The organism is Nicoliella lavandulae (genome assembly GCF_037546185.1).
GTDB lineage: Bacteria > Bacillota > Bacilli > Lactobacillales > Lactobacillaceae > Nicoliella > Nicoliella lavandulae.
Genome location: NZ_JAWMWH010000003.1, coordinates 392,527 through 412,259, shown reverse-complemented (window position 1 = coordinate 412,259; position 19,733 = coordinate 392,527). Strand labels below are relative to the sequence as shown.

19 protein-coding genes, 1 riboswitch and 1 other annotated feature are annotated in these 19,733 nt (G+C 37.0%); of the genes, 18 read left to right on the top strand and 1 reads right to left on the bottom strand.

Annotated features, from left to right (window positions below; translation table 11 throughout):
- From R4146_RS08660 to R4146_RS08645, 4 genes are all read left to right on the top strand, one after another.
- Window positions 1–1,127, top strand: a 1,127-nt coding sequence (locus R4146_RS08660; RefSeq protein WP_339961045.1) for an exonuclease SbcCD subunit D, incomplete at its 5' end; no start/stop codon positions are given.
- Window positions 1,127–4,261, top strand: a complete 3,135-nt coding sequence (locus tag R4146_RS08655; RefSeq protein WP_339961044.1) for an AAA family ATPase — start codon at window positions 1,127–1,129, stop codon at window positions 4,259–4,261. The genes R4146_RS08660 and R4146_RS08655, both read left to right, overlap by 1 nt.
- Before the next feature lie 9 nt (window positions 4,262–4,270).
- Complete coding sequence (locus tag R4146_RS08650; RefSeq protein ID WP_339961043.1) at window positions 4,271–4,408, top strand: hypothetical protein; 138 nt, start codon at window positions 4,271–4,273, stop codon at window positions 4,406–4,408.
- A 76-nt stretch (window positions 4,409–4,484) separates the two neighbouring features.
- Entirely contained in the window at window positions 4,485–5,006 is a 522-nt protein-coding gene (locus R4146_RS08645) for a hypothetical protein (protein ID WP_339961042.1), read from the top strand.
- Between the two features lie 26 nt (window positions 5,007–5,032).
- Here the strand turns inward: R4146_RS08645 and R4146_RS08640 are convergent, their stop codons facing one another.
- Window positions 5,033–5,350 carry a hypothetical protein gene (locus tag R4146_RS08640; protein WP_339961041.1) on the bottom strand — a complete coding sequence of 106 codons (318 nt, stop codon included), beginning with the start codon at window positions 5,348–5,350 and terminating at the stop codon, window positions 5,033–5,035.
- Window positions 5,351–5,534: 184 nt separating this feature from the next.
- Here R4146_RS08640 and R4146_RS08635 point away from each other — a divergent pair, with 184 nt between their 5' ends.
- The 14 genes from R4146_RS08635 to R4146_RS08570 all read left to right on the top strand — a co-directional run bounded on the left by R4146_RS08635 (window position 5,535) and on the right by R4146_RS08570 (window position 19,728).
- Entirely contained in the window at window positions 5,535–7,274 is a 1,740-nt protein-coding gene (locus R4146_RS08635) for a putative glycosyltransferase family protein (RefSeq protein WP_339961040.1), read from the top strand.
- Window positions 7,275–7,375: 101 nt separating this feature from the next.
- Window positions 7,376–7,675 (top strand): hypothetical protein, encoded by a 300-nt coding sequence (locus tag R4146_RS08630; RefSeq protein ID WP_339961039.1) that lies wholly within the window; start codon window positions 7,376–7,378, stop codon window positions 7,673–7,675.
- Window positions 7,676–7,784: 109 nt separating this feature from the next.
- Entirely contained in the window at window positions 7,785–8,987 is a 1,203-nt protein-coding gene (locus tag R4146_RS08625) for an MFS transporter (protein WP_339961038.1), read from the top strand.
- A 223-nt stretch (window positions 8,988–9,210) separates the two neighbouring features.
- Window positions 9,211–9,444, top strand: a binding site (T-box leader).
- 67 nt (window positions 9,445–9,511) lie between these two features.
- Window positions 9,512–10,330: a MetQ/NlpA family ABC transporter substrate-binding protein gene (locus R4146_RS08620; protein ID WP_339961037.1), complete on the top strand. Its 819-nt coding sequence runs from the start codon at window positions 9,512–9,514 to the stop codon at window positions 10,328–10,330.
- A gap of 19 nt (window positions 10,331–10,349) precedes the next feature.
- A complete protein-coding gene (locus R4146_RS08615) occupies window positions 10,350–11,432 on the top strand; it encodes a methionine ABC transporter ATP-binding protein (protein WP_339961036.1) in 1,083 nt (360 codons plus the stop codon).
- Window positions 11,433–12,122 carry a methionine ABC transporter permease gene (locus R4146_RS08610; RefSeq protein WP_339961035.1) on the top strand — a complete coding sequence of 230 codons (690 nt, stop codon included), beginning with the start codon at window positions 11,433–11,435 and terminating at the stop codon, window positions 12,120–12,122.
- 12 nt (window positions 12,123–12,134) lie between these two features.
- Window positions 12,135–13,385 carry a M20/M25/M40 family metallo-hydrolase gene (locus tag R4146_RS08605; RefSeq protein ID WP_339961034.1) on the top strand — a complete coding sequence of 417 codons (1,251 nt, stop codon included), beginning with the start codon at window positions 12,135–12,137 and terminating at the stop codon, window positions 13,383–13,385.
- Between the two features lie 104 nt (window positions 13,386–13,489).
- Window positions 13,490–13,801, top strand: coding sequence for an acetyl-CoA carboxylase (locus tag R4146_RS08600; RefSeq protein WP_339961033.1), 312 nt, complete (start codon window positions 13,490–13,492; stop codon window positions 13,799–13,801).
- Between the two features lie 50 nt (window positions 13,802–13,851).
- On the top strand, window positions 13,852–14,481 hold the full coding sequence (locus R4146_RS08595; RefSeq protein WP_339961032.1) for a deoxynucleoside kinase: 630 nt from the start codon (window positions 13,852–13,854) through the stop codon (window positions 14,479–14,481).
- Window positions 14,482–14,525: 44 nt separating this feature from the next.
- A riboswitch (TPP riboswitch) is annotated at window positions 14,526–14,618 on the top strand.
- 85 nt (window positions 14,619–14,703) lie between these two features.
- Window positions 14,704–15,216, top strand: a complete 513-nt coding sequence (gene thiW, locus R4146_RS08590) for an energy coupling factor transporter S component ThiW (RefSeq protein WP_339961031.1) — start codon at window positions 14,704–14,706, stop codon at window positions 15,214–15,216.
- 257 nt (window positions 15,217–15,473) lie between these two features.
- Window positions 15,474–16,559, top strand: a complete 1,086-nt coding sequence (locus R4146_RS08585; RefSeq protein WP_339961030.1) for an ABC transporter ATP-binding protein — start codon at window positions 15,474–15,476, stop codon at window positions 16,557–16,559.
- 52 nt (window positions 16,560–16,611) lie between these two features.
- The gene (locus R4146_RS08580; protein WP_339961058.1) at window positions 16,612–17,505 is read left to right on the top strand and encodes a carbohydrate ABC transporter permease; all 894 of its coding nucleotides are present in this window, start codon (window positions 16,612–16,614) and stop codon (window positions 17,503–17,505) included.
- A 5-nt stretch (window positions 17,506–17,510) separates the two neighbouring features.
- Window positions 17,511–18,308, top strand: coding sequence for a carbohydrate ABC transporter permease (locus tag R4146_RS08575; RefSeq protein ID WP_339961057.1), 798 nt, complete (start codon window positions 17,511–17,513; stop codon window positions 18,306–18,308).
- A 55-nt stretch (window positions 18,309–18,363) separates the two neighbouring features.
- Entirely contained in the window at window positions 18,364–19,728 is a 1,365-nt protein-coding gene (locus R4146_RS08570) for an ABC transporter substrate-binding protein (protein WP_373695358.1), read from the top strand.
- The last annotated feature ends 5 nt before the right edge of the window (window positions 19,729–19,733 follow it).

Below are 19,733 nucleotides of genomic sequence, written 5' to 3'. Positions count from 1 at the left end.
TACTACACACTGCTGATTGGCACATCGGTCGTCGACTGCACGGCTTTGATTTATCAGAAGAACAAGTCAATGCGTTCAAACAAATAGAACGGATTGCAAAAGATGAACACGTAGATGGCATTATTATTGCTGGTGATTTATATGACCGTAGCTTACCAGCTGAATCATCAGTTCATTTATTAAACAAAATGTTGAAGCAATTAAACTTAGTGGACCATTATCCGCTATATGCAATTGCTGGTAATCACGATAGTGCCACGCGCTTAGCGACTGGAAGCGAATGGTTTGAAGACACGCAGTTGTTTATTCACACTAGTGTTGCGCAATCAATTGAACCAATTGAAACTACTGACACACAGTTATTCTTGTTACCATACTTTGAGCCGTTTGAAGTCCGTCAATTTTTAGACGATGATTCAATTCAACATGTTGACCAAGCATTTGTTGCACTAGTTCAACAAATGAAAGCACATTTTAACCCGGCTAAACGCCAGGTCCTAGTTTCTCATTTCTTCGCGGCAGGGAGTGCAACGACTGACTCTGAAACGAAACTGACGGTGGGTGGATTAGCGTCCGTACCGCTGGATGTTATGCAAGACTTTGATTATGTTGCGCTAGGACACTTACATGGCAAGGATGCAATTCATGATTCAGTGGTTCAATATAGTGGTTCGCCAATTAAGTTCTCTCTTTCAGAGGCTCAGCAAAATAAAGGCGTCATGATTGTTGATACCGATGACATAGCGCATCGTCGCTTTATTCCACTGAAGCCACTTCATGATGTAGTGGAGTTAACGGGTACGTTTGACGAATTAACGGCCCCATCATTTTATCAATCCGTTGATACGAGCAACTATATTGGAATTACAATCACGAATCGTGACCAAATTCCGAATTTAATGGCTCGATTACGTAAAATTTATCCCAATATTATTGAACTAAAACGTGCGAATGGACTTGATGCCAACATCGCATACCATGGTGAAGATGGGCGTAAAATTCGGCAAAGTGATCCAATGACATTATTAGCCAATTTTTATCAACAAATTAATGATCGTTCATTAACGTCAGACCAAACGAAATGGGCTAAAAAGACACTTAAATCAGTTCATCAGGAGGAAAATTAATGAAACCAATTAAATTGACGTTAAAAAACTTTGGCCCGTATCGAAATGAAACGATCGACTTTGCTAAGTTAAACCAATCTTCCTTATTCTTGATTGCTGGACCTACTGGTAGTGGAAAAACCACCATTTTTGATGCCATTACGTTTGCGTTATATGGGGCCGGCGCTAGTGATGATCGGGATGTAGAACAAATGCGTTCTGACTTTGCTGGACCAGATGATGTTACGGTCATAGAGTTTCAATTTGAGCATCAGGGGTTAATTTATGATATCAGACGAGCACCAAAGCAAACACGGAACAAAAAGCGTGGTACTGGTCAAAAAGAATATGCCGCAGAAGGTACTTTAAAAATATTTGAAAATGGTCAGCAAAAAGCAGAACTTACAAAGTTATTAGAAATTAATACTACCTTAGAGTCAGTATTACAAATTAACCGGCGGCAATTTACGCAAATCATTTTGTTACCGCAGGGTGATTTTAGACGGTTCTTAATTGCATCTAGTGCTGATAAGGAAACAGTGCTACGTCACATTTTTAAGACACAGTTATATCAAAAATGGGGTGACGCACTAAATGACCAATTAAAAGAACTAAAAGGCAATACGAAGGATTGGCAGTCAGCTATTAATCGGGACTTAACTAAGATTAAATGGAGTGAAAATCAAAGTGAAGGGATTAAGACTCAATCGACCGAAGCCCAAATTGAGGCATTGAAGACACAACAAGTCGCTGCTCACCGGAATTTAAAACAGTTAGATCAAAAAAATGAAGAATTACGGAAAAATGTTAATGCATGTCAATCTAAATTAGACGAAGCAAAAGAACGCAATAAACAGATTCAAACCTTAAATGATAAACGAACAGCATTAGCACAATTGAATGAGCAACAATCTCACTTTGATGCAATGCAAAAGCAACTCGCTACTTTAACGTGGGTAAAGCAACATCAGGAGGGTTATAACCGACTAAATGAGTTGGCAACGCAACGAACTGATTACCAAAGTCGCGGCAGTGAAGCACAAGCTCAAATTGAAACCCTCAATAAGAAGGCTCAGACACTAGCTAAGCAGACCCAAGCATTAGAACAACGAGCGGATGAACATACGGAAAATTTGGAACAATTATCTATCTTAAGACACTATCGTCCCCAAATGGAACAATATCAGACCGTCTTAAAAGATATTAAATCAACGAAAGCTGATTTAGTCGCTGTTGATAATCAATTAGATGCACAAAAGATAACCTTGAACAAATTAACTGCTGCCCATGCTCAAAATGAGCAGCAATTAGCAGCTCGATCTGAATTAAAATCAGCTCTATTAAATCATCAGCACCAAATGGAACAAGTCGAGCGGTTAACAAGTTGGGCCAATCGAATTCAAGTTCAATCAGATGATTTAGCGCAATTAGATTCGGAAATCTCAGATGAAGCCGATAAGATCAAGCAAAAGCAGGGGCAAGTAGCCACCTTAAAAGCCACCTATGAAGATTTGAATAATGATTTTATCCAAAATCAAATCTTAGTGTTAGCCGGACAACTAAAACCGGGGACGCCATGCCCCGTTTGTGGTAGCGAACACCATCCCCATCCAGCTAAGACAATTGATGATAAACCAGTGGATCAAAAAATGGTCCAAGATGCAGAACATGATTATCGCATCGCTAAGGACGAACTAACTCGATTAGGTTCTAAGCATTCAGAACAACAAAAGCAGCGCACTCAAATGAATGCTAAGGTCGATCAAGAATTGACGTTATTGTTAAATGATTTAAACAAGCTAGTTGATGCCAGTCAAGTGCATGCAATTACCGCAGCTAAACGATTAATTGCTAACGTAGCAGATGAGAATCAAGAGGCCATTCAACAGACCCAAGCTAAGTTGGCTGACTTAAAACAAGTTCAAGCTGATGACGAAGCAACGCAAGTTAAATTACAGGATACAACTGGTTTAATTGAACAACTAACAAATCAAAAAAATGAATTAAATACTAATTATCAAAAACAGTTGACTCAAAGAGACGATTTACGAACTAATTTACCTGATGATATAACGACTCTAGATCAGCTTAATGAACGAATTGATGCTTTGAGTGAACAGGTAACTACCTATCAAGATGAAGTTGATGATAATCAAGCTGCGCAAAAGCAAAATCATGAACAATTGGCTAGTTTAAATGCTGAATTAAAGGCGATTAATGATAATATTGTAACGATTAAGGCCGATGAACAACATAAACAAACCCAATTTGATCAATCACTGCAGGCGTACTTTGGTGATGATGGGATCACCCAGTTCAAAGGTCAATTAGCACATTTAGATCAAATAGACGAACTCTCAACGGCAATTGAACATTACCAAAATGAACTCAGTAGTGTTAAGACAACCATTAAAACCTATGAAGAAGTGGTCGGTGATGATCAAACGATTGACTTAACTACATTAATGAATCGATTAGTTGAATTAGAACAACAGTTAAAAACCGCCCAACAACATTCGCAAGCCGAACGAGATCAAGTGTTGTTAAACAATCAGGTCTTAAAAGATGTTACTGCTAACTATCAAAAAATTGGGGCGCAAACCGATCGATTAGATCAGCTGACGTTACTATCAACAACGGTGAATGGACGCGGGGATGCCAAGCTTAGTTTGGAACGCTATGTGTTACGAGCCCAACTCGTAACTATTTTATCAGTTGCTAATACGTATCTGGCTAACCTAAGTGCTAATCGTTATCAACTAATGTTGCATGATGGAATTGGTTCTAATCAAAAAGATACCGGGTTAGAAATTGATGTCTATGATGATAATGTTGGCCAGGCTAGAAGTGTGCATACCCTTTCTGGCGGCGAGAGCTTTATTGCAGCGTTGAGCTTAGCGTTAGCGTTAGGTGAGGTAATTCAAAATGAATCAGGAGGCATCAAGATCGACACCCTATTTATCGATGAAGGTTTTGGTTCACTCGATCGTGATTCATTGCAAACTGCGATGGCAGCATTAGAGAACATTGAATCTGATGGTCGAACGATTGGAATCATTAGTCATGTGGCGATGCTGCAAGAACAAATTGCCAGTCAGTTGAGAGTTATTCCAGAAGAACAGGGCCAAAGTCATGTTAAGACGATTGCCCCTTAGGAGGATTTAATGAATAAATTATTTATAAGTCAACCAAGAAATATTGGCTTTGCCATCGACTCCAGAACGGTGATTTTAATTACAATGGGAATCGTAATTGCTTGTTTAGTAGCAATTATGGTCATGATTTATTTAAATCGACGATGACAATAGTTGGGACCCCCAATTAGGTAGCCCAAAGTAAATAAAAGGATTAAAATATAAGGATAGGGGGATTGAATTAATGAAAACTAAATTAATATTGAGTGGGGTCGTTCTCTCGCTATTATTGGCGGGATGTGGAAATACGGATGGTCAATTTTCTGGTCGGCCGAATAGTGTGGCTAAGGTAGTTGCTAAGTCAAAACAATCAGCTAAGGAACAATCAGAAAAGAATGCTAAGTTCGACAAAAGTCAATACCAAGCCATTACTAAGCAAAACATTAGTGATGCTACTAATAAAAATCAGATTACAGTTGCGAAGGCTCAGACTGCTAATTTAAAATTGTACTTTGATGGTGTTGTAAAGGCGATTAGTAAGTCTAAAGCAGATGAAAGTAATATCTTGGTAACCCATGCCAATCGTAGTTACTTAATCTATGGAGCTACTTCTATTTTTAAGGGGCTTAAAGTAGGTGATCACGTTACTACTTATGGTAGTGGTTTGGCACTAATTAAAAAACATGATGATAAATTAGGAATTAATAGTAACTTCATTAATTCGCAGACGTTGATTTTCAACGCTGATCAAATTAGCACAAAATAAAAAATCGTGGTGAATACCACGATTTTTTATTCTTCATAATTTTTTAAATTAATGTATAGTTGATGCATTGGTTGTTTAACGGTCGGAATCCCAACAATAATAGCAATCATAAATGCAAATTCGAGTAATGGAGGGTTAGTGGTAAACACAGGTAGGTGAATAATCCATAGAACTATAAATGCAATTAACAATATAATGATTCCGAATCCATGTTCTCGCCAGAAAGTAGTCGTTGTTTTATTAGTAATGCTATATTCGTACCAAGCAATGATAAAGTGTGAAAAACTGGCAATTAACCAGATAGCAGATGCGATAGCGTACAAGTCAATGATGAATATTTCCATAATGATTCCTCCTATGTTTACAAATTTTTTAACAAATCTTGATTTAATTATAATCTAATGAACGGTATAATTAAATAACCGAGCTTATTTCATAACAAAAATGATATAAAAAGGAAATGATGCTTTGCGATTCAAAAGAATAGGACCTTACATATTTATAATGCTAATTGCATTAGCGATGCTGATGCCCCAAATAAAAGCCCATGCCTTTATCTTTGGGGTGGATTCCGCTTTTCATATGAACCGTTTTTATGATACTGCGATGCAAATTAAAACGCATCAATATAGTTATTTTCAATCTTTTTTTGGTTTTCAACAGTCGGGACGGGTTGTCAATGCACTATATGGACCGTTGTTTGCATACTTAAATGGAATGATTTTATTACTAGCTAAAACTTGGTATCATTATCAAATTATTACTTCGTGGTTAGTATTGACCATTAGCGGTAGTTTGATGTATCGACTAGCAATCAAGAATTGGGTTAAGCCCATCTTCAGTATTTTAATTGCGGTAGCGTACATGATGTCTGATCCAGTCATGGCGTGGATAGTAGGCCAACAGTTTACTGGATGGGGCGCTGCATTTTTACCATTAGCGCTTCTGATGGGAACCGAGATGATGCGTGAGCATAAAATTAGTGTCGTGAAATTGGCGGTTGTAATGGCACTGCTATTTCAAATTCATGTGTTAACATCACTAATGGCAGCACTAGCATTAGTTCCGTTCTTCTTAGTGGGCCTTTATCTAACTAACCACCGGTTGAAAATGATGTGTAACTTGTTGCTATCAATGGGATTGACCATTTTATTGACCGCTAATGTTTGGGGTGGCATGTTAGAGTTATCGTCGTCAAACAATTTAATGCCCGTGGCTCCAGGAATTAACGTAAGTGTCACGGCGCCTCGAATTGCTGGGCAGTCCCAAGCAGTAGTTGCTAGTGCAGCTAGTGTTGGGACCGGATCAGGATTGAATACCTTAGGCGTCACTCCCTTATACATGCTAATTGCAGTGGCCGTATTGGTCTACTTAGGTTTAAACCTACGCAAAAGTACTAAGTCAACCTGGATCATTTTTTTGAATGGGATGGTATTTTTATGGATGTCAACTGATTATTTTCCGTGGACCCAGATTGCAAATGCATTCCCATCAGTGGATTATCTCCAATTTCCGGCGCGCTTTTTAGCAATTGCTCTGGTTCTGTTATTATTAGCGTTTGGGATGTGTTTATCCAACCAAAGTAAATTGATTGTGGTTAACCTAGTCAAGATTTGTTTTATTGGATTTGTTTTGATATCATTTAACCAATCTGCTTATCTATCGCTTCAAAATGGGATTAACACTTATCGTTCTAACCAAGTAGTGTTACCAGATCGTAATTTAACCATTAACCCATCCATGAAGCCGGATCGGATTAGACAGTTGTTTAATACTAATGATTTATCTAAGGCGGTTAATGCTTTTAATAAACCAACGCCGGATTACTTGCCGTTCTTTACTAAAATTAGGCCGGATCAATACTGGATCTATCATCCATATCACCTATATAAAGCCCAGATATTAACGAACTTACAACCAGTTAACAAATCACAAGTCCAACCGGTTAAAAAGAAAGTTAGTGGCGATGCATTAAAGGTAACTTGGACGAACCCATTAAATCACAAGTGGTGGATCTCGATTCCAGTTATTAAATATGCACATACTAAGGTATTGATAAATGGCAAGGCAGTAAAAGTTGATACCAGTACGATTGGCAAGTTATTTATTGATTCTAAGCCAGGAATTAATCATGCAACAATCGTTTATCAATCGAGTCGATGGTTCAATGCACTGGTATTATTAATGATAGTGAGCTGGGTTGCATTAATCGTTGGTTTTATTTTTAATAAAATTAGGTTCAATGTAAGATCGATTAATAAAATATGAAAAAAAGATTAAATTGATATTGATTTTCAATCAAAAGGATATATAATAAATATATGAAATAAGTGTTACACTCTTAGACTGTTTCTAGAAAGGCTGGCATTGTGATGAAATTAAAAGACTTTAAATCGCATATTGTTAAGATGATTGAAAGCTCGGTTAAGTTCAAAAGAACTAAAAACAACTTTTTGATCATTTCTACGAATACTGGCATTATTAACCAAAATTCACACACTCTTTTAACCATTAATATGAATAAAAAGAATAAATTTACAATTATTGATAAATTAAGCAATGACATTAGTGAGTACATGGCAATTGTTCAATTAGTAGTGATGTTTGCTAATACTGATCCAACTGATCGTGAAGATTTATCAACTGCTAATATTAATTTAATCAATTAGTACTATTAAATGTTCAATCAAATATGATTGGGCATTTTTTAGTATGTTATAATAACTTTTATCGTTGATTTTTGAAAGTTATTTAAATTTAGAAAGCTGGAATTGAGAAATGGCACAAGTCGTTGATTGGCGACGTAATTTAAACGTGCTTTGGTTCGGTAATTTTATTGCCGGGATTGGATTTAGTTGTATCAGTCCCTTTATTGCATTGTTTATTGGTCAATTAGGTGATTATAGTAATGAACAGGTATCATTACTGAGTGGAGCTGCTTTTGCAGCCCCATTTTTGATTAAAATGGTGGTATCACCACTTTGGGGTATTTTGGCTGATCGTTATGGACGAAAACCAATGTTATTAAGAGCTTCATTGGGTATGGCAATTGTCATTGGTTCAATGAGTTTAGTCACCAATGCGTACGAATTAATCGGGTTACGATTATTACAAGGGGTATTTTCTGGATTTATTAGTAATGCGATTGCATTGGTGGCAGCTGAAACACCATCAGAACATATGGGGCAGGCATCTGGTAAAATATCGACAGGTAATGTAGCTGGTACGCTAATTGGCCCCATGATTGGTGGTTTAATTGCAACTACTTTTGGGTATCGATTTACGTTCTTAGTAACTGGAACCGCAATGTTGTTGGCATTTCTATTAAGTTTATTTTTGGTTCATGAAAACTTTAAACCAGTTGTAAAACGGCCAGGAGTAAAACAACCCCATTTTATTCAAGGAATTCCAATGGGAAAAGTGATTTTAGGGATGTTTTTAACAACGTTATTTGTTCAAGCCACTAATAATTCGATTTCACCCGTTTTAAGTTTATATGTGAAACAGTTATCACCCCATACTAGTTCAGTTGCACTGATTGCGGGGGTAGTACAAGCCATAAATGGAATCTCAATGGTGCTAATTGCTCCCATATTTGGTAGACTTGGGGATCGAATTGGGGCCCAACGAGTTTTGAAGTTTGGATTAGTGTTTGCAGTAATCGTGTTTTTAGTTACGGCACTGGCTCAAAACGTTTGGGAATTAGGGATTTGTAGATTGTTAGTGGGGGTTTCAGATGCCGCATTATTACCGATGGTTCAAGCCCTGATCGCTAAAAACAGCCCTAGTGACCGAATCAGCCAAATGTTTAGTTGGAATCAAAGCTTCCAAGCAGCTGGTAACGTTAGTGGACCATTGATTGGATCATCCGTAGTCTTATTTAGCGGTTATCGCGGTGTGTTCGTCACAACTGCGATTATTGCGGGAGTCAACTTTTTAGTGGTGACCCACTTTTTGAGTAATCATTCTCGAAATAACTAAAGGATGTCATTTATTTACGTTATCTTTACGTTAAATTTACATTCATTTAGTACAATTAAGACTGATTTAATTTAATCCCCTGGGGACCGTTGTATAACGGTTCCCTTTTTGTTAACGCTTTTTTAACCAATTCTTTATCAAAATTAAAAAATAATTAGAAAAAGGGTTGACTTTTGAATAAATGTGGTTAGAATAATAAGTAATCAATGAGATAAAGAATTACATAAACAAAGTGATCAGGAGAGTAATTATTTTCGATGGTTCAGAAAATCTACGGTGGTTGTGAGTAGATCGATTCGAGATAACGAAGATGGCCTGTGATTTGGCGCTATTGATATTCAAATAGCGATGGGGTGGCAACCATTATTAATTGCACGCGTTATTTAGACGTTGATGAGGATGGTGAAGTAATTTGCCATCAAATTAGAATGGTACCACGGTAGACTCCGTTTCTAGATTTAATCTAGGAGCGGAGTTTTTTGTTTTCTTTATCTTAAAATATAAATGCTGAGGGGCGATTATTTATGAAGAAATTTAGTAAATTATTTGTGTTGTTAAGTGTATTAGTGGTCTTACCACTTACATTGTTAGCTGGTTGTGGAAAGTCACAAAAAACAGTTAAGTTAGGAATTATGGGTAACGATGATCGAATTTGGAACCCAGTTAAGAAAACATTGAAAAAAGAAGGGATTAACCTTCAATTAGTTTCATTCAGTGATTATTCTCAACCAAATGGGGCATTACAAAACCATGAAATTGATGCAAACGCATTCCAACACCAAGCATTCTTGGATAACTGGAACAAAGCACATAAGTCAGACATCGTTTCAATTGGTAACACGATTCTAACGCCAATTGGTCTTTATTCTAAGAAGATTAGTAACATCAAAGATCTTAAGAAGGGTTCTACAATTGCCATTCCAAATGATCCTACTAATGAAGGTCGGGCATTACAACTCCTTCAAGAATACGGGTTACTTAAAGTTAAGAACCTATCAGGATTCCCAACTCCTAAGGATGTTTATGACAACAAACTAAATCTTAAATTCACACCATTAGATGCTGCACAAACTGCTCGTTCATTGGATGATGTGACTGCTGCTGTTGTTAATACTAACTATGCTTTGGATGCCAAATTAAATCCAAAGAAGGCTTTGATCAAAGAAGAAGTTAACAATGAATCAAAACCATACATTAACATTATTGCTACAAACAAATCACAAAAGAATGATAAGGATTTAAAGAAGGTTGTTGAAGCATACCAAACTGAAGCAACAAAGAAGAACATCGAAAAGACTTATGATGGTGCATTTATTCCAGCTTGGAACATTAAGTTGAAATAATTATTGAGGAGGAATGATGATGGCTCAAGTGGAATTAAAGAACATTGATGTTATTTTTAACCAAAAGCATCAAAAACCCGCTAAGGCTGTTTCAAATGTTTCGTTATCAATTGAAAAAGGCGATGTATTTGGAATTGTTGGTTATTCTGGTGCTGGAAAGAGTACGTTGGTACGAGTAATTAACCGGCTCCAAGAGCCTACTCACGGTGAAGTGATTGTTAATGGCGAAAATATCGAAAAGTTAAATAATGTGGACTTAAGAAAGATCAGACGCAAAATTGGGATTATCTTTCAACATTTCAATTTAATGAATTCAAGAACAATTGCCAATAACGTTGAATACCCATTACTAGGGACTGGTGTTAGTAAGGCCCAACGAGCTGAAAAAGTTGATAAGTTATTAAAGCTAGTTGGACTAATTGATAAGAAGGACTACTATCCAGCCCAGTTATCAGGAGGGCAAAAACAACGGGTTGCTATTGCACGGGCCTTAGCATCCGATCCAGAAATTTTGATTAGTGATGAAGCAACTAGTGCATTAGATCCTAAAACGACCCAATCCATTTTACGGTTGTTAAAGCAATTAAACCACGACTTAGGATTAACCGTGATTTTAATTACCCATGAAATGGATGCTGTTAAGTCCATCTGTAATAAGGTGGCCGTGATGGACACTGGAAAAGTGGTAGAATCTGGTAGTTTACTATCAATCTTTAGCCATCCCAAAAATGAGTTGACCCGTGACTTTATTGAAACGACTAATCAAATTAAGCCAGCGCTACAAACATTGAGTCATCAACCTGATTTTGTGAATCAAGATCAACGGAAATTAGTTGAATTACAATACACTGGTAGTACTACTAATAACCCCGTGATTGTAGAGTTATTTGAAAAGTTTAGCATTACCGCTAACATTATTTTTGGAAATGTTGAATTCATTCAAGGCGTTCCATTAGGGCACTTAATTGTCACGTTAAGTGGTGATGATGATAACATTGAGCGCGCTAAGCAATATCTAGCAAAGGAAGATATCAACGTTCGTGATATTGACCTAGCAAAGGTTCGTGCACAAGAAGAACTAGAAGAAAAGGAGGCGGACTAAATGGGATTATTTAGTCAGTATTTTCCAAATGTGGTGACTTCAATCCCTAGTTTCGTTCAAGCAACTTGGGAAACAATCTATATGACTGCTATTACTGCAATTGTTGCGGGAGTGTTTGGAATTTTAATTGGGGTCTTACTAGTGATTACTGGCCCAAATGGAATTGCTCATCAAGCTAGTTTTTACACTGTTTTGGACAAAATCGTTAATTTATTTCGGTCGATTCCATTTATCATTTTGTTAGCAGTGATTGCACCATTCACTAGATTGATTGTTGGAACTAGTATTGGAACGATTGCAGCAATCGTCCCCTTGATTGTTTCTACGACTCCATTTTATGCTCGTCAAGTTCAAAACGCGTTGCTAGATGTTGATGAAGGAATCGTTGAAGCCGCTCAAGCAATGGGTTCTAGTAATTTAGCCATTATCTTTAGAGTATATCTAAAGGAAGGGCTACCAGCGATTATTCGTTCTTCAGTTGTAACTTTAATTAGTTTAATTGGATTAACAGCTATGGCTGGAACCGTTGGTGGTGGTGGTCTAGGGAACCTAGCTATCATGACTGGATATCAACGATTTGAAAATGATGTGACCATCATGTCAATGATTATTATCTTAATTTTAGTCTTTATCATTCAAATTATTGGTGATATCTGGGCTAAAAAGACGGATCACGAAAATATACATTAAGAGGCGATTTATATGGACCAAGCGACTCAATTAGATATCTTGAAGCATTTAATTAATATCAAGACAGTTGCTGATAATGAAGCTGAAGTAGCGCTTTATCTTCAACAATTGCTAAAGGACCACGGCATTAAAAGCCAGGTGATTGAACAATTCCCTGGACGCAGCAACTTAGTAGCAGAAATTGGGGATGGCAACGGGCCCAAGTTAGCCTTTAGTGGCCATGAAGATACCGTTCACCAAGGTAACGATGCAGATTGGCAAACGCCACCATTTGAAGCTACTGTTAAAGATAATAATGTGTATGGTCGTGGTGCGACTGATATGAAGAGTGGATTAGCTGCTCAGGTAATTGCATTAATTGAGTTAGCAGATTCTAAAACGCCTATTCATGGCACGCTACGCTTCTTAGCTACTATTTCTGAGGAATTAACGCAGGGTGGTGCTAACTATCTGAGTCAAAAGGGCTATGTTGATGATTTAGATGCAGTTATTTTGGGTGAACCAACTGGAGTGCCAATTGCAGACACAAAGCGCTATTTTAATAGTGGTGGTAATTACACGAGTGCTGAAGTTTCAGAGCAATTAGCATCAGTTGATAGTCGCTATCATAACCAACATTTCATTGTGAACGCGCATAAAGGAGCCTTTATCTATACGGTTGAAAGTTTTGGTAAAGCTGCTCATAGTTCCACACCCAATTTAGGCATTAGTGCGATTGATAACTTATTTGAGTATCGCATGGCTGAGAAAAATCTATTTGCTAACTTCATTGAAAAAGATCCCGAATTGGGTGGCACGATTTACACCCCTGATATTTTTAGAGGTGGCCAACAGGTAAATAGTATTCCAGATTATGCATATCAAAAGGTAATGGTAAGAACCATTCCACAATTATCGAATGATACCATTAAAGAAGCTTTGCAAGATTTAGTGGATCAGTTTAATCAACGGAAGGGATTTAACCTAAAGCTAACAGTCACCTTTAGTGGGAATCCCGTTAAAAGTGATGCGACATCTAAAGTGATTAAAATTGCCCGATCAAAGGCTTCAGCTGATTTAGATGAGCCATTGGCACTCCCGTTGATTCAAATATCAATGGGCACTGATGGCTCTCAGTATCAACATCGAAATCCTAATTTAGACTTAATTGTGCTGGGGCCGGGCAATAATACTGCTCATCAGGCTAATGAATTTGTTGACTTGGATTCATATTACCGATTTATTCGTTTATATCAAGATATTGCAAAGGAATACTTACAATAATTTAAAAATAGCTTGTGGTTTAATATCACGGGCTATTTTTTGTTGACACATAAGTTTTGGTTAATATAATTAGATTAAAAGGATAGTGAATGACTTTGGAAACAATGGGCGATAAAGAGGCTAGTCGCCATGCCGAATTGATTTATCAACGGATTCAACCATGGTTTAAAAGATTACCCAATACTAGGTATCGATTAATTATTGTCAATGATGTGTATGACCACTGTTACAATTTCTACATTGAAATTAGTCGCTATCGAACGTTAACGCGATTAGTGCCATTACATGAATTAGATGATTATGAACTAGCCTCATTAATTAAAGTGGTACGTAATCTTTACCATGATTTTCACTTACCCGCAGAATTACGTAATTTCAACGATCATGACAAACGGATGCTAAATCGTTGCTTTTAGTAATGAAAATAAATGATTATAACTAGTGATTTTATGAGGGGGGCAACGATATGATTACAATGGCCGGTACAATTGGAGCAGGCAAAACATCCCTGGCACAAAAGCTTGCAGAACACTTAGGAACTGAATCATTCTTAGAACCAGTGGCGGATAATCCCATCCTACCTAAATTCTATGCTGATTCTAAGAAGTATGGATTTTTGTTACAAATTTATTTTTTAAATAAGCGTTTTGATATGATTAAAGCAGCCCAATCGCATCCTAACAATGTGTTGGATCGATCGATTTATGAAGATTCAGTATTTACTAACTTAAACTATCGATTAGGTAATATCAATGATCAGGAAAAAGCGGTCTATAATAGTCTGTTGAAAAATATGATGCAAGAATTACCTAAATCCACTCGCAAGAAGAAACCGGATTTAATGGTATTTATTGACATTGATTTAGAACATCAACTAGAACATATTAAGAGTCGGGGTCGAAAGTTTGAGCAAATTCAAAATGATGATAAATTGTTGAATTATTATAAACAGCTACAAAAAGCATACGAAAAATGGTATGACAACTATCGTGAAAGCCCAAAGATGAAAATTAATGGAAATCGTTATGACTATGTTAATAATCCGGCTGATTTAGTCGAAGTCTTACGTCAAATTGAATACCATGTCATGAAATAGGCTTTGACGAATAATTTAACTTATAGTATAGTTAATATGTAAATAAAACATTAATGGGGTGCCGATAATGGCTGAGATAATACCCACGAACCTGATCCAGGTAATGCTGGCGCTAGGGAATTAATTATTAAAGTGTGTAAATCCCTATCCTTTTTGATAGGGATTTTTATTTTATTTAGCGATGAGGTCCCATTAATGTTATTTCTTTAGGAGGATTGATTAATGGGACAACAAAATCGGATTCAAAAGATAACGATTTTAGCAATTATGATTGCACTAGATTTTTTCTTATCACCAATTTTTAGAATTGAAGGGATGGCACCGATGTCTAGTGTGCTAAACGTTACAGCAGCGGTCTTAATGGGACCAGTGTATGCAACTGTAATGGCGGTTGTTTGTGCATTGATGCGGATGCTATTTTTAGGGATTCCACCATTAGCATTTACCGGTGCGGTATTTGGGGCGTTATTGGCGGGGTTATTATATCGCTATAAACGAAGTCCTTGGCTGGCTATTTTAGGGGAAGTGATTGGAACTGGGTTGATCGGGTCACTGGCTTCTTATCCCGTAATGGTCTGGTATACCGGAACGACAACGAATTTATTTTGGTTCGTGTTTACGCCGCGGTTCTTTGGTGGGGCAATTTCAGGATCGATCATTGCTTATCTAATTTTAGTAAAATTAGTGAAAACATCTCAATTCCAGAGAATCCAAGCTTTATTTTTTAAAAATTAAATTCATTAATGAGGACTCATTCGATCGTAAAGAATGAGCCCTTTTAGTTTGCTTTAATAACAAGGATTGCGCCTCCTCAATCTTGTAAAACCTATTTACATAAACTTTACATACGTAGCCTAAATCAGCTAATTTAGGCAAATTCTTTTACACAAAAAATACATTGGTTTTACAGCTTCTATAAATTGGCATGCTATTCTTTAAATTGTTAAGAAACATTAAATAAATTAACTATTTCGTAAGGATAGGTGAGAATATTGTCAATTCAATTAAAGCATCTGGTAAAGAAGTATGATGGATCAGATACACCAGTTTTAGAAAATGTATCAGCACATATCGAAGATAACGAATTTTTTGCAATCGTTGGACCATCGGGTTGTGGGAAGAGTACGTTGCTTCGGATGATTGCGGGCATTATTCCAATTACATCTGGGAATTTATACCTAAATGGCCAACGGGCAAATGACTTAGAACCAAAGGACCGTAAGTTATCAATGGTGTTCCAAAGCTATGCGTTATATCCATTTTTATCAGTATTTGATAATGTTGCATTTGGCCTTAAGGCCAGAAAACAACCTAAAGATGTTATTAAACGTCGGGTTGAAAATGCATTAGAATTAGTTAATTTAACCGAATTTAAAAACCGGAAGCCAAAGGATTTATCCGGTGGACAACGCCAACGGGTAGCTTTAGCCAGAGCCGTTGCCAATGAATCTAAGTTATGCTTAATGGATGAACCATTATCAAACTTAGATGCTCAATTAAGAGCCAAAATGAGAATTGAATTGAAAGAACTACAACGTAAGTTAGGCTTAACCGTTATTTACGTTACTCATGATCAAGTAGAAGCAATGACGATGGCTGATCATGTAATGGTCTTAAACCATCACCACATTCAACAAATTGATACTCCATTAGGTGTTTATCAACATCCCGCTAATGAATTCGTTGCTTCCTTCTTTGGCACCCCGCAAATCAACTTACTTAATGCGGTTTATTCAAATGGAACGTTGACTATGGATAATAGATTTAAAGTTGAAGTTAGTGAACCGCTAATTGACGGTCATAAGTATAAGGTTGGCATTCGGCCTAATCAATTCAAGGTTAAGACGGGGGTTAACGATGGGAACGCACGGGTAACTAGTGTTTCTCAATTAGGTGATCGGACAATGATTGAAGCAAGTCTAGATAATGGCCAAGAGTTACGAATCGTGTTGAACGGCCAAGTTGATATTAGACCGCAAGAATTGATTCAAGTTGAAGGGGCAGAAAGTTTCTTCATTTTTGATTCAGATGATCGGAGCTTAGTAGGAATTCAGAAGGGAGTTTTAGAAAATGCTTAAATCGTTCGATGAAAACCAAATTAAAGATTTAAACGGCTCGAATGCTTCAGGCATGGATAAGGTCAAGGTATCGATCAAGAAGCATCGGGATGCATGGTATGCTGGCTTATTCTTAGGCCCATCCATTTTAATCTTAGGAATGTTTGTCTTTTATCCCATGCTTAAGACAGCCTACATGAGTTTATTTTTAACGAATAACTTTGGTGAAACGTCTGTCTTTGTTGGTTTAAAAAATTACATTACATTATTAAAGTCCCCATCCTATTTAGCTAGTTTGAGTGCCACGGTCGTGTATGTGATTGGAGTGATGGTATTAACGATTGTATTGGGCCTATTATTAGCGGTCGTTGCCAACCAAAAACTTCGTGGAATTGGTATTTTTAGAACCTTATTCTCATCTACGATGGGGGTTTCAGTTTCCGTTACCGCAATCTTTTGGTTATTCGTTTTCAACCCATCAACTGGTTTATTAACGCAAATGGCAACATTATTGCACCTACCACAATTAAACTGGATGACCGATCCGAACTTAGCAATGATTTCAATCATTATTTCAACCGTTTGGATGCATTTAGGGTTTACTTTCTTAATTTTATTTGGTGCATTACAAGCAGTACCCCAAGCATTATATGATGCTGCTAACATCGAAGGGGCATCTAAGACTTACCAATTATTCAAGATTACAATTCCAATGATTTCACCAACCCTATTCTTTGTGGGAATTGTGACATTGATTGATGCATTCAAGAGTTTTGGATTAATTGACTTGATGACTGCAGGGGGCCCGAATAATGCTACGAACCTACTAGTTTATCGGATTTACCGGGATGCATTTTTAAATGGTAACTATGATCAAGCAAGTACAGAAGCCATTATTTTAACGGTTATTATTGCAGTGATGACATTGATTCAATTTAAAGTCTTAGAGAAGCGGGTGAACTACTAATGGATATGGCAGGACAAGATCAAATTAAGAAGAGTAGCGGTTCTGGCTTAAAAAAGGTACTTCAATATTTTTTATTAGTTGTGTTAGGGTTAATTGTTATTGGTCCGTTCCTACTTGGTTTATGGACTAGCTTTTTACCCACTGAAAGTATTTCAAAGGGCTCATTATCAGGAGCACTAACGTTTAGGAACTATATTGTAGCGGTGCAAACAACGCCCATTTTAAGATACCTATTCAATAGTTTTGTAGTTTCATTTTTAACGATGGCTGGTCAATTAATATTTTGCTCAATGGCAGCCTATGCCTTTGTATTTCTTAAGTTTAAGGGCCGTAATTTCTTATTCTACGTATTCTTAGCAACGATGATGCTTCCATTCGAAGCTGAAGTAATTCCCAACTTTATGACAGCCAAGAGCTTAAACTTGTTAGATGGTTATGCAGTAATGGTGATTCCATTCCTAACGACTGCGTTCGGAACGTTTATGTTAAGACAAGCATTCCTACAAATTCCAAAAGATTTAAAGGAAGAATCCGATGTGGAAGGGTTATCCCATCTTCAATTCTACTGGCATGTAACCCTACCATACGCTAAGATCACGTTGTTAACACTAGCGGCTTATAGCTTCTTAAGTAGCTGGAATCAATACTTATGGCCAATGGTAACCACTTTTAGTGATAAATATCGCCTGGTTCAAAATGGATTAAGACAGTTACAGTCTACTGAAACATTTAATGATTGGGGGATGATTATGGCCAGTGCCATTATCGTAGTTATCCCAACCTTAGTGATTCTATTTATTTGACAACACTTCTTTAAGTCCGGCTTGAATGACGGATCAGTGAAATAGGGGGCACATGATGAAAAAGCGGCTATGGATTACAGGTTTGATTGGGATTGTCTTAGTGTGTGTGTTTGGAATCGTACTTAATTCGCGTTCTAACGCAGACTATCAACCAACTAACAATCAACGAATTAAAATTTCATTTTGGCATGAAATGACTGGTGCAGGCGCACAACAAATTCAACAGTTTGCAGATAACTTTAATAAGTCACAAAGTAAATATGAAGTAGTTCCTCAATATGAAGGTGACTACAATGAAGCAATTCAAAAGATTTTACAAACGCATGGCACTAATGCTTCACCAGCATTGTTCCAATCAATGGATGTTTCAACTGGTCAAATTAGAAATGCTAATATCACGACACCGGTGCAAAAGTTTATTGATCAAGATAAGTATGACATGAGTAAAATCATGCCAGCAGCAAGAGCCTTTTATAGTAAGGATGGTAAGCAATTATCAATGCCATTTAACACTTCTCAACCAACGGTTTACTACAACAAAGCAGTATTTCGTAAGTATGGCATTAAGGACTTACCCGTTGACCCAACTTATTCTGATATTCGAAATGCAGCAAAAGCAATTTCTGAAAAATCTAAGGGCAGCGTAAAGGGAATTAGTGTTGACGCTTATGGTTGGTTCTTCGAAGAATTCATGGCTAACAGTGGCCAATTATTAGCTAATCAAGAAGACGGTCATACTGGATTCCCAACCAAGGTTAATTTTACTAATCAAGCTTCAACTGATGCTATGAACTGGCTTCAATCCATGAACAAAGACGGCTCATTTATTAGCTTTGGTGGCGGAAGTAATGCGCTATCCAATGAATTAGCATCCTTCCTATCAGGAAAGCTAGGAATTACAATGCAATCATCAGCTTCAATGGGTCAATTAGAAGCTGGTTCCAAAAATGGTGATTTAGGTGTAGCATATTACCCAAGACCTGATGGTAAAAAAGCAAATGGAGTTGCAATTGGGGGCGCTTCACTTTGGATTTCCAATGATAAGGACGCTGCGACCCAACAAGGAGCATGGGAATTTATCAAGTACGTAATGCAACCAGCTAATCAAGCTCAATGGCAAAAGGCAACTGGTTACATTGCTTTAAATAAGGATTCACAAAATGAACCCGTTCTAAAGGAATTGTACAAAGAACATCCAGAAGCCCAAGTTCCAAGTAATCAATTAGCTAGAACTAAGCCTAACTCAACGAATTCAGGGATTCTAATGGAAGGGTTAGTTCAAATGAGAACGATTACGCAAACTGCAATGCAACAAATTTATTCAGGTCGAGATGTTAAGTCAGCTTTACAAGATGCAGAAAACCAATTTAATAGCTTTTTAACTCAACATAATTTAGCTAATGGTTATTCTAATAAATAGTCAAG